At 73.0% G+C, this 14,820-nt stretch carries 12 protein-coding genes; 11 read left to right on the top strand and 1 reads right to left on the bottom strand.

Going from position 1 to position 14,820, the window contains the following annotated elements; translation table 11 throughout:
- The first annotated feature begins 17 nt into the window (after positions 1–17).
- The 8 genes from AC07D6_RS22405 to lgt all read left to right on the top strand — a co-directional run bounded on the left by AC07D6_RS22405 (position 18) and on the right by lgt (position 6,339).
- Complete coding sequence (locus tag AC07D6_RS22405) at positions 18–269, top strand: HGxxPAAW family protein (protein ID WP_479046898.1); 252 nt, start codon at positions 18–20, stop codon at positions 267–269.
- Between the two features lie 90 nt (positions 270–359).
- Positions 360–860 (top strand): DUF2752 domain-containing protein, encoded by a 501-nt coding sequence (locus tag AC07D6_RS22400; RefSeq protein WP_479046895.1) that lies wholly within the window; start codon positions 360–362, stop codon positions 858–860.
- Between the two features lie 115 nt (positions 861–975).
- Positions 976–1,785: an indole-3-glycerol phosphate synthase TrpC gene (gene trpC / locus AC07D6_RS22395; RefSeq protein WP_479046893.1), complete on the top strand. Its 810-nt coding sequence runs from the start codon at positions 976–978 to the stop codon at positions 1,783–1,785.
- Between the two features lie 9 nt (positions 1,786–1,794).
- Positions 1,795–2,049, top strand: a complete 255-nt coding sequence (trpM, locus tag AC07D6_RS22390; RefSeq protein ID WP_479046890.1) for a tryptophan biosynthesis modulator TrpM — start codon at positions 1,795–1,797, stop codon at positions 2,047–2,049.
- Positions 2,050–2,104: 55 nt separating this feature from the next.
- On the top strand, positions 2,105–3,391 hold the full coding sequence (gene trpB / locus AC07D6_RS22385; protein ID WP_479046888.1) for a tryptophan synthase subunit beta: 1,287 nt from the start codon (positions 2,105–2,107) through the stop codon (positions 3,389–3,391).
- Complete coding sequence (trpA, locus tag AC07D6_RS22380) at positions 3,388–4,203, top strand: tryptophan synthase subunit alpha (protein WP_315876513.1); 816 nt, start codon at positions 3,388–3,390, stop codon at positions 4,201–4,203. Before trpB ends, trpA begins: the two co-directional genes overlap by 4 nt.
- 63 nt (positions 4,204–4,266) lie before the next feature.
- A complete protein-coding gene (locus tag AC07D6_RS22375) occupies positions 4,267–5,196 on the top strand; it encodes a DsbA family protein (RefSeq protein ID WP_479046886.1) in 930 nt (309 codons plus the stop codon).
- 177 nt (positions 5,197–5,373) lie between these two features.
- Positions 5,374–6,339 (top strand): prolipoprotein diacylglyceryl transferase, encoded by a 966-nt coding sequence (gene lgt / locus AC07D6_RS22370; RefSeq protein WP_479046884.1) that lies wholly within the window; start codon positions 5,374–5,376, stop codon positions 6,337–6,339.
- Between the two features lie 64 nt (positions 6,340–6,403).
- Here the strand turns inward: lgt and rbsK are convergent, their stop codons facing one another.
- On the bottom strand, positions 6,404–7,306 hold the full coding sequence (rbsK, locus tag AC07D6_RS22365) for a ribokinase (protein ID WP_479046883.1): 903 nt from the start codon (positions 7,304–7,306) through the stop codon (positions 6,404–6,406).
- Positions 7,307–7,480: 174 nt separating this feature from the next.
- Between rbsK and AC07D6_RS22360 the strand changes: the two genes are divergently transcribed.
- The 3 genes from AC07D6_RS22360 (at position 7,481) to AC07D6_RS22350 (ending at position 14,657) form a co-directional block, all read left to right on the top strand.
- Positions 7,481–8,209, top strand: a complete 729-nt coding sequence (locus tag AC07D6_RS22360; protein WP_315876509.1) for a VIT1/CCC1 transporter family protein — start codon at positions 7,481–7,483, stop codon at positions 8,207–8,209.
- A 432-nt stretch (positions 8,210–8,641) separates the two neighbouring features.
- On the top strand, positions 8,642–13,204 hold the full coding sequence (gene gltB / locus AC07D6_RS22355) for a glutamate synthase large subunit (RefSeq protein WP_479046881.1): 4,563 nt from the start codon (positions 8,642–8,644) through the stop codon (positions 13,202–13,204).
- A complete protein-coding gene (locus tag AC07D6_RS22350; protein ID WP_315876507.1) occupies positions 13,197–14,657 on the top strand; it encodes a glutamate synthase subunit beta in 1,461 nt (486 codons plus the stop codon). Before gltB ends, AC07D6_RS22350 begins: the two co-directional genes overlap by 8 nt.
- Positions 14,658–14,820 lie beyond the last annotated feature (163 nt).

The raw sequence follows: 14,820 nt of genomic DNA, 5'->3' as shown, positions 1-14,820 counted from the left end.
TCAACGAGGAGCAACTCATGGCGGGCAGCGCCCACGGACACACCCCGGCCGCCTGGACCGGTGTCACCATCTCCTTCATCGGCTTCTGCATCGCCGGTGTCTTCATGGTGGCGGCCAACCCGCTCGGCTTCTGGGCCGGAATCGCCGTCGTCCTGCTCGGCGGTGTCGTCGGCGCCGCGATGAAGGCCGCCGGACTCGGCCAGCCGAAGGAGTCGCGGGAGCAGGCCGAGGCCCGGGCCGCCGCCAGCCGCGCGGAGGCCACCTCCTGACCCCCGCACGCCCCTGACCCCCGGTCAGGGGCGGGGCACGGTCCGGCCCGCCGGGCTGCGCCTTCCCGCGCGGGCGGCGACAATCAGCGGGTGGACGCCACGACACCGCCCCCCGCCGGGCCGCACCCCCCGCCTCCCGCCGGGCCGCACCCCGGCCCGGCCCGCGCCCCGTACGCGCCGCCCCCGGCCCCCCGCCCGCCGCACCGGCGGCTCCTGCCGCCGCTGGGCACCCTCGCGGGCGCCGCGGCGGCCTTCGCGTACGTCGGCGCCGTCGACCCGAACGAGCCCGGCCACTACCCCGTCTGCCCCCTGCTGCGCTACACGGGCCTGTACTGCCCCGGCTGCGGCGGGCTGCGCAGCGCCCACGCCTTCGTCCACGGCGACCTCGCCGCCGCCCTCGGCGCCAACGCCATGGCGGTCGCCGGATACGCCGCCTTCGCGGTGTTCATGGTGTTCTGGCTGGTCAAGGCGGCCCGAGGGCTCCCCGTACGGCTCGATCCGAGCCCGCTCGCGCTCTGGCTGCTCGGTGGGGCCTGGGCCGTCTTCACCGTCGTGCGGAACCTGCCCTTCGGTTCCGCGCTCGCCCCGTGAAGGCCCAGGTCACCGACGAGACGTCAACCGGATGCGGACGATGGCCCCACCTCCGGATACCATCGAGGGTGTCTGGCTTGATCAATCATCACCCTCCCGGAAGGGGGCCTCTCGCGTGAGTGTGCTCGACGAGATCATCGAAGGCGTGCGCGCCGACCTCGCAGAGCGACAGGCGCGGGTCTCCCTCGACGAGCTCAAGGAGCGGGCCGCCAAGGCCCCCCAAGCCCGCGACGGCGCTGCCGCCCTGCGTGGCGAGGGCGTCAAGGTGATCTGCGAAGTCAAGCGTTCCAGCCCCTCCAAGGGCGCCCTGGCCGCCATCGCCGACCCCGCGGGACTCGCCGCGGACTACGAGGCGGGCGGCGCGGCCGTGATCTCCGTCCTCACCGAGCAGCGCCGCTTCGGCGGCTCCCTCGCCGACCTGGAGGCCGTCCGCGCGCGCGTGGACGTGCCGGTCCTGCGCAAGGACTTCATCGTCACCGCGTACCAGCTCTGGGAGGCCCGCGCGTACGGCGCGGACGTCGCCCTGCTGATCGTCGCCGCCCTGGACCAGCCCGCGCTGGTCTCGCTGATCGAGCGCGCCGAGTCCATCGGCCTCACCCCGCTCGTCGAGGTCCACGACGAGGAGGAGGTCGCCCGCGCCGTCGACGCGGGCGCCCGGATCATCGGCGTCAACGCCCGCGACCTGAAGACCCTCAAGGTGGACCGCTCCACGTTCGAGCGCGTGGCCCCCGAGATCCCGTCCCACGTCGTCAAGGTCGCCGAGTCCGGCATCCGCGGCCCGCACGACCTGATCGCGTACGCCAACGCGGGCGCCGACGCGGTGCTCGTCGGCGAGTCGCTGGTGACCGGCCGCGACCCGAAGGTCGCCGTGGCGGACCTCGTCGCCGCCGGGGCGCACCCGGCGCTGCGGCACGGGCGGGACTGAGCGCCTGCCGTGCCCGTCACCCCCGTCACCCCGGCCGCGGCCCGGCCCCGCGCGGTCCTGGCCACGCCCCCGGAGGCGTACGCCCGGCTCGCCCGGGGCTGCCGCCCCCGGGGCTGCCGCGCGCCCGCGCGGCGGGTGCACGGACGGCGCGTGCGGTACGTCATCGGCTCCGAGCCCGGCCAGGTCAACGGCATGCGATGGCGCCCCCCGCGGGGCGCGGGGAACGACTGCGCGACGCGTCGCGTCCGGCTCGCGGCCGGCTGACGACCCCCGCCCCACGGCGTTCGGTGTCCACCCACACTCACCGTGAGGTTTCCGCATGTCCAGCGAGTTCTTCATTCCCGACCCGGAGGGTCGCGTTCCGAACGTCGAGGGCTACTTCGGCGCCTTCGGCGGCAAGTTCATCCCGGAGGCGCTCGTCGCCGCCGTCGACGAGGTCGCCGTCGAGTACGACAAGGCCAAGACCGACCCGGCGTTCGCCGCCGAGCTCGACGACCTGCTCGTCCACTACACCGGCCGGCCCAGCGCCCTGACCGAGGTGTCCCGGTTCGCCGAGCACGCCGGCGGCGCCCGGATCTTCCTCAAGCGCGAGGACCTGAACCACACCGGCTCCCACAAGATCAACAATGTGCTGGGCCAGGCCCTGCTCACCAGGCGGATGGGCAAGACCCGCGTCATCGCCGAGACGGGCGCCGGCCAGCACGGCGTCGCCACCGCGACCGCGTGCGCGCTGTTCGGCCTCGACTGCACCATCTACATGGGCGAGGTCGACACCCGGCGCCAGGCCCTCAACGTCGCCCGCATGCGGATGCTCGGCGCCGAGGTCATCGCCGTGAAGTCCGGCAGCCGCACGCTGAAGGACGCCATCAACGAGGCGTTCCGCGACTGGGTCGCCAACGTCGACAGCACCCACTACCTCTTCGGGACCGTCGCCGGACCGCACCCGTTCCCGGCCATGGTCCGCGACTTCCACCGGGTCATCGGCGTCGAGGCGCGCCGCCAGATCCTGGAGCGCGCCGGGCGGCTGCCCGACGCCGCCGTCGCCTGCGTCGGCGGCGGCTCCAACGCCATCGGCCTGTTCCACGCGTTCATCCCCGACGAGGGCGTCCGCCTCGTCGGCTGCGAGCCGGCCGGCCACGGCGTGGAGACCGGCGAGCACGCGGCGACCCTGACGGCCGGCGAGCCGGGCATCCTGCACGGTTCCCGCTCGTACGTCCTCCAGGACGACGAGGGCCAGATCACCGAGCCGTACTCGATCTCCGCCGGCCTGGACTACCCGGGCATCGGCCCCGAGCACGCCTACCTCAAGGACAGTGGCCGCGGCGAGTACCGCGCCGTGACCGACGACGCGGCCATGCAGGCCCTGCGCCTGCTGTCGCGCACCGAGGGCATCATCCCGGCCATCGAGTCCGCGCACGCCCTCGCCGGCGCCCTGGAGCTCGGCCGGGAGCTGGGCCCCGACGGGCTGATCCTGGTGAACCTGTCCGGCCGCGGCGACAAGGACATGGACACCGCCGCCCGCTACTTCGGGCTGTACGACACCGACGCCGAGGTCGCCTCCGACGAGGCCGGCGCCACCGCCGAGATCGAGGGGGACGCCAAGTGAGCGGGAACATCGGGCTGTTGAGCGACACCCTGGCCGCGGCCAAGGCCGAGGACCGGGCGGCGCTCATCGCGTACCTCCCGGCCGGCTTCCCGACCGTGGACGGCGGGATCGAGGCGGTCAAGGCCGTCCTGGAGGGCGGCGCCGACATCGTCGAGGTCGGCCTGCCGCACAGCGACCCCGTCCTGGACGGCCCCGTCATCCAGACCGCCGACGACATCGCCCTGCGCGGCGGCGTCCGCATCGCCGACGTGATGCGCACGGTCCGCGAGGCGTTCGAGGCCACCGGCAAGCCGGTCCTGGTCATGACGTACTGGAACCCCGTCGACCGGTACGGCGTCGAGCGGTTCACCGCGGAGCTGGCCGAGGCCGGCGGCGCCGGGTGCATCCTGCCCGACCTGCCCGTCCAGGAGTCCGGGCTGTGGCGGGAGCACGCCGAGAAGCACGGCCTGGCCACCGTGTTCGTCGTCGCGCCCAGCAGCAGGGACGAGCGGCTCGCCACGATCACCGCCGCCGGCTCCGGGTTCGTCTACGCGGCGTCCCTCATGGGCGTCACCGGCACCCGGGAGTCGGTCGGCGAGCAGGCCGCCGGACTCGTGCGGCGCACCCGCGCCACCACGGACCTGCCGGTCTGCGTCGGGCTCGGCGTGTCCGACGCCGCGCAGGCCGCGCAGGTCGCCTCCTTCGCGGACGGCGTCATCGTCGGCTCCGCCTTCGTCAAGCGGCTCCTCGACGCCGACGGCCACGCGGCCGGAGTGGCGGCCGTACGGGAACTGGCGGGCGAACTGGCCCGGGGCGTGCGGCGGGTTTCGTAGCTCGTACGGGTGGTTGTGGAACCGGGGAGGCGCGAACGTGCCTCCCCGGTTCGTTGCTTGGGCGTGAACGAGAAGAACAGGGCAGGGAAGGGGAGCGCGCGCCAGCGCCTCCAGATCGAACGCGAGCGCGAGAAGGCTCGTGAGAAGCGCCGCCGCCTGGTGCTGGTGACGGCGGCCGTCGCCGGTGTGCTCGGCCTCGCCGCCGTCGTCGGCGTCATCGCGGCGAACACCGGCGGCAAGGGCGACACGTCCGGCAAGGGCCCGGTGACCGCGCCGTCCGGCGCCACCGGCGAGGACCAGCTCGTCATCCCGGTCGGCGCGCCGGACGCCCCCGCCACGCTGACCGTGTGGGAGGACTTCCGCTGCCCGGCCTGCGCCATGTTCGAGAACAACTTCCGGGACACGATCCACGAGCTGGAGGCCGCCGGGCAGCTGCGGACCGAGTACCGGCTCGCCACGATCATCGACGGCAACATGGGCGGCAGCGGCTCGCTCAACGCGGCGAACGCCGCGGCGTGCGCACAGGACGCCGGGAAGTTCAGCGCGTACCACGACGTGCTCTTCGCGAACCAGCCGGAGGAGGCCGACGACGCCTTCGCCAAGGACGCGAAGCTGTTCGAGCTGGCGGCGAAGGTGCCGGGCCTCGACACCCCCGCCTTCCGCTCCTGCGTCGCCGAGGGCACGCACGACGGCTGGGTGAACGCGTCGAACGAGGCGTTCCGCTCGGGGGACTTCCGGGGCACGCCGACCGTCCTGCTCAACGGCGAGCCGGTCTTCCCGGCGAAGGGGAACGAGCAGATCTCCCCGGCGAACCTGAAGAAGTGGGTCGCGCAGGCCAACAAGGGCAAGAAGCCCGGCACGGCGACCCCGTCCACCGGGGCGTCCGCGACCGTGCCGGGGACAGCGTCGCCGGCGTCGCCCGCGGCGAGCGGGGCCCGCGGCGACTCGGACACCGGCTCAGGACCGGGCTCCGGCGCGGACCCCGCGTACTGACGCCGCGCCGCGGCCCCGACCGCCGTCCGGCCGGGCGGAACGCGGGACGACCCGCGACCGAGCGGTCGCCGTGCGCCCCGGCCGCCGTCCGGCCGGGCGGAACCGGCCGGGTGTTATGCAGTCTTTGCCGGGTGGGCGGCCCGGTCGCCGGTCCGGCAAGGTAGCGTCGGTGATGCCATGGACCTTGCCTACATTCCCAGCCCGTCGACCGGTGTGATCAACCTCGGACCGGTCCCGCTGCGCGGCTATGCCTTCTGCATCATCATCGGTGTCTTCGTCGCCGTCTGGTACGGCAACAGGCGCTGGATCGCCCGGGGCGGCACTGCCGGCACCGTGGCCGACATCGCCGTCTGGGCGGTCCCCTTCGGACTGGTCGGCGGCCGGCTCTACCACGTCGTCACGGACTACCAGCTCTACTTCAGCGAGGGCCGGAACTGGGTCGACGCGTTCAAGATCTGGGAAGGCGGCCTCGGCATCTGGGGCGCGATCGCGCTCGGCGCGGTGGGCGCCTGGATCGGCTGCCGCCGCCGGGGGATCCCGCTGCCCGCGTACGCCGACGCGATCGCCCCGGGCATCGCCCTCGCCCAGGCGATCGGCCGCTGGGGCAACTGGTTCAACCAGGAGCTGTACGGCCGGCCCACGGACCTGCCGTGGGCGCTGGAGATCAGCGAGGGCGCGAACCGCGAGGCCGGGCTCTACCACCCGACGTTCCTGTACGAGTCGCTGTGGTGCGTCGGCGTCGCCCTCCTGGTGGTCTGGGCCGACCGCCGGTTCACGCTGGGCCACGGCCGGGCCTTCGCCCTGTACGTCGCCGCGTACTGCGCGGGCCGCGGCTGGATCGAGTACATGCGCGTCGACGACGCCCACCACATCCTGGGGCTGCGCCTCAACGTGTGGACGGCGATCGTGGTCTTCCTGCTGGCCGTCACGTACATCGTGCTGTCGGCGCGGAAGCGGCCGGGCCGGGAGGAGGTCGTGGAGCCCTCGGCGGCCACCGCCGCGGCCGGCGTGACGGCCCCCGGCGGGAGCGAGGCCGACGAGCCCGCCGCCGACGAGACCGCTGCCGACGGGCCCGCCGCTGAAAAGACCGCCACCGGAAAGACCGCTGCCGACGCCGGGGCGAAGACGCCGCAGAAGTCGTAACCGCGTCCGCGCGCGAGGAGCGGCCGCCGGGGCCCGAGGGGGTCCGGGCGGCCGCTTCGCCGTCTCAGAGCGCGTCGATCTCCGAGCGGTACGGCATGGAGGACGACGCCCCGGCCCGCCGCACCGACAGCGACGCCGCCGCCGACGCCCACGCGAGGGCGTCCGGTACGGGCCTGCCCTCCGCGAGGGCCACCGCGAGCGCCCCGGTGAACGTGTCTCCGGCCGCGGTGGTGTCCACGGCCCGCACCCGGCGGGCGGGCACGGCCACCGGGCGGGCGCCCCGGGCCGCGTACAGGGAGCCGGCCGCGCCGAGCGTCACGACCACCTCCGGGACGTCCCGCAGCAGCTCCTCGACGGCCGCGCGCGGGTCGGCGACGCCGGTCAGGGCGCTCGCCTCGTGCTCGTTGGGCACCAGCAGGTCGACCAGGGCCAGCAGGTCGTGCGGGAGCGGCTGGACGGGGGAGGGGGTGAGGATCGTGCGGACGCCGTGGCGGCGGGCGGCCTTTGCACCGGCGGCGACCGCGTCCAGCGGCAGCTCCAGCTGGAGCAGCAGCGCGTCCGACGCCGCGATGCGGGCCTCGTCCTTTGGCGTGAGGCCGGTGACGGAGGCGTTGGCGCCGGGGACGACGACGATGGCGTTGGCGCCGTCGTCGTCGACCACGATGTGGGCGGTGCCGGACGGGCCGTCGACCGTGCGCAGCAGCCCGGTGTCGACGCCGGACTCGGCGAGGGCGGCCCGCAGCCGGGCGCCGAAGTCGTCGGAGCCCACCGCGCCGATCATCGACACCTCGGCGCCCGCCCGGGCCGCCGCGACGGCCTGGTTGGCGCCCTTGCCGCCGGGGACCGTGCGGAACTCCCGCCCCGTCACGGTCTCCCCGCGCCCGGGGGCCCGGGGGACGTAGGCGACGAGGTCCATGTTGGTGCTGCCGAGCACCGCGATGCGGGTCCGGGGCAAGGTGCGCGTCATGCCGGAATTCTCCCCCGCGAGGCGCCGCCGACGCCCGGCGCGGACACGGGGCGGTGGTGTGGCGACCCTTACTAAGTAAAGCCTGCCTTGCTGGCGCGCCCCTTACATCGAGCGTAGTTTCGAAGTTGATCGAGGAAAGCGCGGGGCCGTCCCGCGCGGAGCAAGGGGAGAGTCGTGTCCATCATCGAGACCGCCGCCGCGCCGCACGTCGCCCACCGCGACAACCACACGCACCGCGACGTGAACGGCGGCTGGCTGCGCCCGGCGGTGTTCGGCGCGATGGACGGGCTGGTCTCCAACCTGGCGCTGATGACCGGAGTGGCGGGCGGCGCGGTCTCGCAGCAGACCGTCGTCATCACGGGCCTGGCCGGCCTCGCCGCCGGAGCGTTCTCCATGGCGGCCGGCGAGTACACGTCCGTCGCCTCGCAGCGGGAGCTGGTCGAGGCCGAGCTGGACGTCGAGCGGCGGGAGCTGCGCAAGCACCCGGTGGACGAGATGGAGGAGCTGGCCGCGCTGTACGTGGCGCGCGGCGTCGAGCCCCGGCTCGCCCGCGAGGTGGCCATGCAGCTCTCCCGCGACCCGGAGCAGGCGCTGGAGATCCACGCCCGCGAGGAACTGGGCATCGACCCGGACGACCTCCCGTCGCCGCTGGTCGCCGCCGTCTCGTCGTTCGGCTCGTTCGCGCTGGGTGCGCTGCTGCCGGTCCTGCCGTACCTGCTGGGCGCGACCGCGCTGTGGCCGGCGGTGCTGCTGGCGCTGGTCGGCCTGTTCGCCTGCGGGGCGCTGGTCGCGCGGGTGACGGCGCGCGGCTGGTGGTACAGCGGCCTGCGGCAGCTCGTCCTCGGCGGCGCGGCGGCGGCCGTGACGTACGCGCTGGGCAGCGTCTTCGGCGCGGTGCTCTGAGGCGGGCGGGCGCCCGGCCGCCGGGCGCCCGTGGTGCGCAACCGCGGGGCGGCGGGTTACCTTCGTGTTGCCGGGGCGTTGTGACGAACGTCCGGTAGCCGGATCGGCCGGCAGGTGGGACACTATGCGGGGTGCCGCATAGGTAGCCGATATCCGCCGGTTTCGACTCCCTCGCCAGAGGGGATGAGTCGTGAGCACCGCGGGCAACGAGGCCCGCTTCCCCGACAGGACGCAGGACGTCCCCGTGTACCTCCTGCTCCGTCCACCCCGACGCGAAACCACAGCGGCACCACCCCTGTGGTGTCCGCATGTTGGAATGAACTATCCGGTTTCCGAGAAGCGTTCCATCATGTAACCTGCACGAAATTTCAGCGGAGGGCCAACGTCGTCCCTTCGGCACTCGCACATGCCACGACGACGACGGGAGAGCCGATGCGTTCCGACGCCTGGTCGCCCATGGACAGTCGCCCCGCTCCGCAGGGGATGTACGACCCCCGCAACGAACACGACGCGTGCGGCGTCGGGTTGGTGGCCACCCTCACCGGTGTCCCCAGCCACGAGCTGGTCGAGCAGGCGCTGACCGTACTGCGCAACCTGGAGCATCGCGGCGCGACCGGCTCCGAACCCGACTCCGGTGACGGCGCGGGCATCCTCATCCAGGTCCCGGACGCGTTCCTGCGCGAGGTCGCCGGATTCGCGCTGCCCGAGGCCGGCACGTACGCCGTCGGCGCCGCCTTCCTCCCCGAGGGCACCGCGGACGAGGCCGTCTCGCGCGTCGAGACGCTCGCCGCCGAGGAGGGCCTCACCGTCCTCGGCTGGCGCGAGGTCCCCGTCACCCCCGGCCTCCTGGGCGCCACCGCCCGCTCCACCATGCCGGTCTTCCGCCAGCTCTTCGTCACCGACGGCGGCGCCAGCTCCGGCATCGACCTGGACCGCAAGGCGTTCGTGCTGCGCAAGCGCGCCGAGCTGGAGCTGGGCGTCTACTTCGCGTCGCTGTCCTCCCGGACCCTGGTCTACAAGGGCATGCTCACCACCGGGCAGCTGGAGCCGTTCTTCCCGGACCTGTCCGACCGCCGCATCGCCAGCGCGCTCGCCCTGGTCCACTCCCGGTTCTCCACCAACACCTTCCCGAGCTGGCCGCTCGCCCACCCGTACCGCTTCGTCGCCCACAACGGCGAGATCAACACGGTCCAGGGCAACCGCAACTGGATGCGCGCCCGCGAGTCCCAGCTCGTCTCCGACCTCTTCGGCGACAAGAACCTGGAGCGGATCTTCCCGATCTGCACCCCGGACGCGTCCGACTCCGCCTCCTTCGACGAGGTCCTGGAGCTGCTGCACCTCGGCGGACGCTCCCTGCCCCACGCGGTGCTGATGATGGTCCCCGAGGCGTGGGAGAACCACGACTCCATGGACCCGGCCCGGCGCGCCTTCTACCAGTACCACTCCACGATGATGGAGCCCTGGGACGGCCCCGCCTGCGTCACCTTCACCGACGGCACCCAGATCGGCGCCGTCCTGGACCGCAACGGCCTGCGCCCCGGCCGCTACTGGGTCACCGAGGACGGCCTCGTCGTCCTCTCCTCCGAGGTCGGCGTCCTCGACGTGGAGCCCGGCAAGGTCGTCCGCAAGGGCCGCCTCCAGCCCGGCAAGATGTTCCTCGTCGACACCGCGGAGCACCGCATCATCGAGGACGACGAGATCAAGGCGAAGCTCGCCGCCGAGCACCCGTACCAGGAGTGGCTGGAGAGCGGGATCATCGAGCTGGGCGACCTGCCCGAGCGCGAGCACATCGTCCACACCCACGCCTCGGTCACCCGCCGCCAGCAGACCTTCGGCTACACCGAGGAGGAGCTGCGCGTCATCCTCGCGCCGATGGCCCGCACCGGTGCCGAGCCGATCGGCTCCATGGGCACCGACTCGCCCATCGCCGCGCTCTCCGACCGGCCGCGCCTGCTGTTCGACTACTTCACCCAGCTGTTCGCGCAGGTCACCAACCCGCCGCTGGACGCCATCCGCGAGGAGCTCGTCACCTCGCTGCTCTCCTCGCTCGGCCCCCAGGGCAACCTGCTGGAGCCGACCGCCGCGTCCTGCCGCAGCGTCACCCTGCCGTTCCCGGTCATCGACAACGACGAGCTGGCCAAGCTCATCCACGTCAACGCCGACGGCGACATGCCCGGCATGACCGCCGTCACCCTCTCCGGCCTGTACCGGGTCTCCGGCGGCGGCGACGCCCTCGCCGCCCGGATCGAGGAGATCTGCGCCGAGGCCGACGCCGCCATCGAGGACGGCGCCCGCCTCATCGTCCTGTCCGACCGGCACTCCGACGCCGAGCACGCGCCGATCCCCTCGCTGCTGCTCACCTCGGCCGTTCACCACCACCTCATCCGCACCAAGCAGCGCACCCAGGTGGGCCTGCTGGTCGAGGCCGGCGACGTCCGCGAGGTCCACCACGTCGCGCTGCTCATCGGCTACGGCGCCGCCGCGGTCAACCCGTACCTCGCCATGGAGACCGTCGAGGACCTCGTCCGCGCCGGCACGTTCATCGAGGGCGTCGAGCCCGAGCAGGCCATCCGCAACCTGATATACGCCCTCGGCAAGGGCGTGCTGAAGGTCATGTCGAAGATGGGCATCTCGACCGTCGCCTCCTACCGCGGCGCCCAGGTCTTCGAGGCCATCGGCCTCGACCAGGACTTCGTCGACGCGTACTTCAACGGCACCTCCAGCAAGATCGGCGGCGCCGGCCTCGACGTCATCGCCAAGGAGGTCGCCGCCCGCCACGCCAAGGCGTACCCGGCCAGCGGCATCGCGCCGGCCCACCGCGCCCTGGAGATCGGCGGCGAGTACCAGTGGCGCCGCGAGGGCGAGCCGCACCTGTTCGACCCCGAGACGGTCTTCCGCCTCCAGCACGCCACGCGCACCAAGCGGTACGACATCTTCAAGAAGTACACGGACCGGGTGAACGAGCAGTCCGAGCGGCTGATGACGCTGCGCGGCCTGTTCGGCTTCAAGTCCGACCGCCCCTCGATCCCCCTGGAGGAGGTCGAGCCGGTCAGCGAGATCGTCAAGCGGTTCTCCACCGGCGCCATGTCGTACGGCTCCATCTCCAAGGAGGCGCACGAGACCCTCGCCATCGCCATGAACCAGCTGGGCGCCAAGTCCAACACCGGTGAGGGCGGCGAGGACCCGGACCGCCTCTACGACCCGGCCCGCCGGTCGGCCATCAAGCAGGTCGCCTCCGGCCGCTTCGGCGTCACCAGCGAGTACCTCGTCAACGCCGACGACATCCAGATCAAGATGGCCCAGGGCGCCAAGCCCGGCGAGGGCGGCCAGCTCCCCGGCCACAAGGTGTACCCGTGGGTGGCCAAGACCCGGCACTCCACGCCCGGCGTCGGCCTGATCTCCCCGCCGCCGCACCACGACATCTACTCCATCGAGGACCTGGCCCAGCTGATCCACGACCTCAAGAACGCCAACCCGGCCGCCCGCATCCACGTGAAGCTGGTGTCCGAGGTCGGCGTCGGCACGGTCGCGGCCGGCGTGTCCAAGGCCCACGCGGACGTGGTGCTCATCTCCGGCCACGACGGCGGCACGGGCGCCTCCCCGCTCACCTCGCTGAAGCACGCGGGCGGCCCCTGGGAGCTCGGCCTCGCCGAGACCCAGCAGACCCTGCTGCTCAACGGGCTGCGCGACCGGATCGTCGTCCAGACCGACGGCCAGCTCAAGACCGGCCGCGACGTGGTCATCGCCGCGCTCCTCGGCGCCGAGGAGTTCGGCTTCGCCACCGCACCGCTCGTCGTCTCCGGCTGCGTCATGATGCGCGTCTGCCACCTGGACACCTGCCCGGTCGGCATCGCCACGCAGAACCCGGTGCTGCGCGAGCGGTTCGCCGGCAAGCCCGAATTCGTCGTGAACTTCTTCGAGTTCATCGCCGAGGAGGTCCGCGAGCTCCTCGCCGAGCTGGGCTTCCGCACGCTGGACGAGGCGGTCGGCCACGCCGAGCTCCTCGACACCACGCGCGCCGTGGACCACTGGAAGACCCAGGGACTCGACCTGTCCCCGCTGTTCCACGTCCCCGAGCTGCCCGAGGGCGCCGTCCGCCACCAGGTCGTCGGACAGGACCACGGCCTGGAGAAGGCCCTGGACAACCAGCTCATCGAGCTGGCCGCCGACGCGCTCGGCGCGGCGAGCGCCGAGGAGGCCCGGCCGGTCCGCGCCCAGCTGCCGATCCGCAACATCAACCGGACGGCCGGCACCATGCTCGGCCACGAGGTGACCAAGCGGTTCGGCGGGGCGGGCCTGCCCGACGACACGATCGACATCACCTTCACCGGCTCCGCGGGCCAGTCGTTCGGCGCGTTCGTGCCGCGCGGCGTGACCCTCCGCCTGGAGGGCGACGCCAACGACTACGTCGGCAAGGGCCTGTCCGGCGGTCGCCTCATCGTCCGCCCGGACCGCGCCGCCGACCACCTGGCCGAGTACTCGACCATCGCCGGCAACACCATCGCGTACGGCGCGACCGGCGGCGAGATCTTCCTGCGCGGCCGCACCGGCGAGCGCTTCTGCGTCCGCAACTCCGGCGCGCTGGTGGTCTCCGAGGGCGTCGGCGACCACGGCTGCGAGTACATGACCGGCGGGTACGCCGTCGTCCTCGGCGAGACGGGACGGAACTTCGCGGCCGGCATGTCCGGCGGTGTCGCCTACGTCATCGACCTCGACCCGGACAACGTCAACTCCGGCAACCTGACGGCCGTCGAGGCCCTCGACGACGCCGACAAGGCGTGGCTGCACGACGTGGTGCGCCGCCACCACGAGGAGACCGGCTCCACCGTCGCCGAGAAGCTCCTCGCCGAGTGGTCCGTCGCCGCGGACCGCTTCAGCAAGATCATCCCGTCCACGTACAAGGCAGTGCTCGCCGCCAAGGACGCCGCCGAGCGGGCCGGCCTCTCCGAGGCCGAGACCACCGAGAAGATGATGGAGGCGGCGACCAATGGCTGACCCCAAGGGCTTCCTGACCACCGGGCGCGAAGGCGCCCAGAGCCGCCCGGTGAGCGAGCGCGTCAAGGACTGGAACGAGGTCTACGTCCCCGGCTCCCTGCTGCCGATCATCAGCAAGCAGGCGTCGCGGTGCATGGACTGCGGCATCCCGTTCTGCCACAACGGCTGTCCCCTCGGAAACCTCATCCCCGAGTGGAACGACTTCGCCTACCGCGAGGACTGGGGCGCCGCGTACGAGCGGCTGCACGCCACCAACAACTTCCCGGAGTTCACCGGGCGGCTCTGCCCCGCGCCCTGCGAGGCGGCGTGCGTGCTCGGCATCAACCAGCCGGCCGTCACCATCAAGAACGTCGAGGTCTCGATCATCGACAAGGCGTGGGAGTCCGGCAACGTGACCCCGCAGCCCCCGGAGCGGCTCTCCGGCAAGACCGTCGCCGTCATCGGCTCCGGCCCGGCCGGCCTCGCCGCCGCCCAGCAGCTGACCCGCGCCGGCCACACGGTCGCCGTGTACGAGCGCGCCGACCGCATCGGCGGCCTGCTCCGGTACGGCATCCCCGAGTTCAAGATGGAGAAGCGGCACATCAACCGCCGCATCGAGCAGATGCGCGCGGAGGGCACCCGCTTCCGCACCGGCGTCGAGATCGGCCGCGACCTCAAGGCCACGGACCTGCGCAAGCGGTACGACGCGGTCGTCATCGCGGCGGGCGCCACCACCGCCCGCGACCTGCCCGTCCCGGGCCGCGAGCTCAAGGGCGTCTACCAGGCGATGGAGTACCTGCCGCTCGCCAACAAGGTGCAGGAGGGCGACTTCGTCACCCCGCCGATCACCGCCGAGGGCAAGCACGTCGTCGTCATCGGCGGTGGCGACACCGGCGCGGACTGCGTGGGCACCGCCCACCGCCAGGGCGCGCTGTCCGTCACCCAGCTGGAGATCATGCCCAAGCCGGGGGAGGAGCGGGCGCCGCACCAGCCGTGGCCGACGTTCCCCATGCTGTACAAGGTCACCTCGGCCCACGAGGAGGGCGGCGAGCGGGTCTACTCCGTCTCCACCACCCACTTCGAGGGCGACGAGGACGGCAACGTCCAGTGGCTGCACATGGTCGAGGTGGAGTTCATCGACGGTAAGCTGACGCAGAAGCCCGGCACCGAGCGGAAGATCCCCGCCCAGCTGGTCACCCTCGCCATGGGCTTCACCGGCACCGACGTCCACAACGGCATGGTCGAGCAGTTCGGCCTGGAGCTCGACGAGCGCGGCAACATCGCCCGCGACGCCGACTTCCAGACGAACGTGCCGGGGGTCTTCGTCGCCGGCGACGCGGGCCGCGGCCAGTCGCTCATCGTGTGGGCCATCGCCGAAGGCCGCTCCGCGGCCCGCGGGGTGGACCGCTACCTGACCGGTGCCAGCGACCTGCCGGCCCCGATCCGCCCGACCGACCGCGCGCTCACGGTCTGACCGTCCGCGCCCCACAACGTCCCGTACAACGGCGTGCGGAACACAGCAGCGCCTGCCACGTCCCCGACCGGACCATGGCGGGCGCTGCGCCATGTCGCGGCGCCCTTTCGCCGCGGTGGGGGACTCCGGCTGGGCCGTGGTGCGTGGTTCCGGCCCCGCCGTG

The sequence above is a fragment of the Streptomyces sp. NPDC045287 genome (assembly GCF_056432325.1).
Note: the sequence above shows the minus strand (reverse complement) of the source record. Positions and strands in the feature narration are given on the sequence as shown.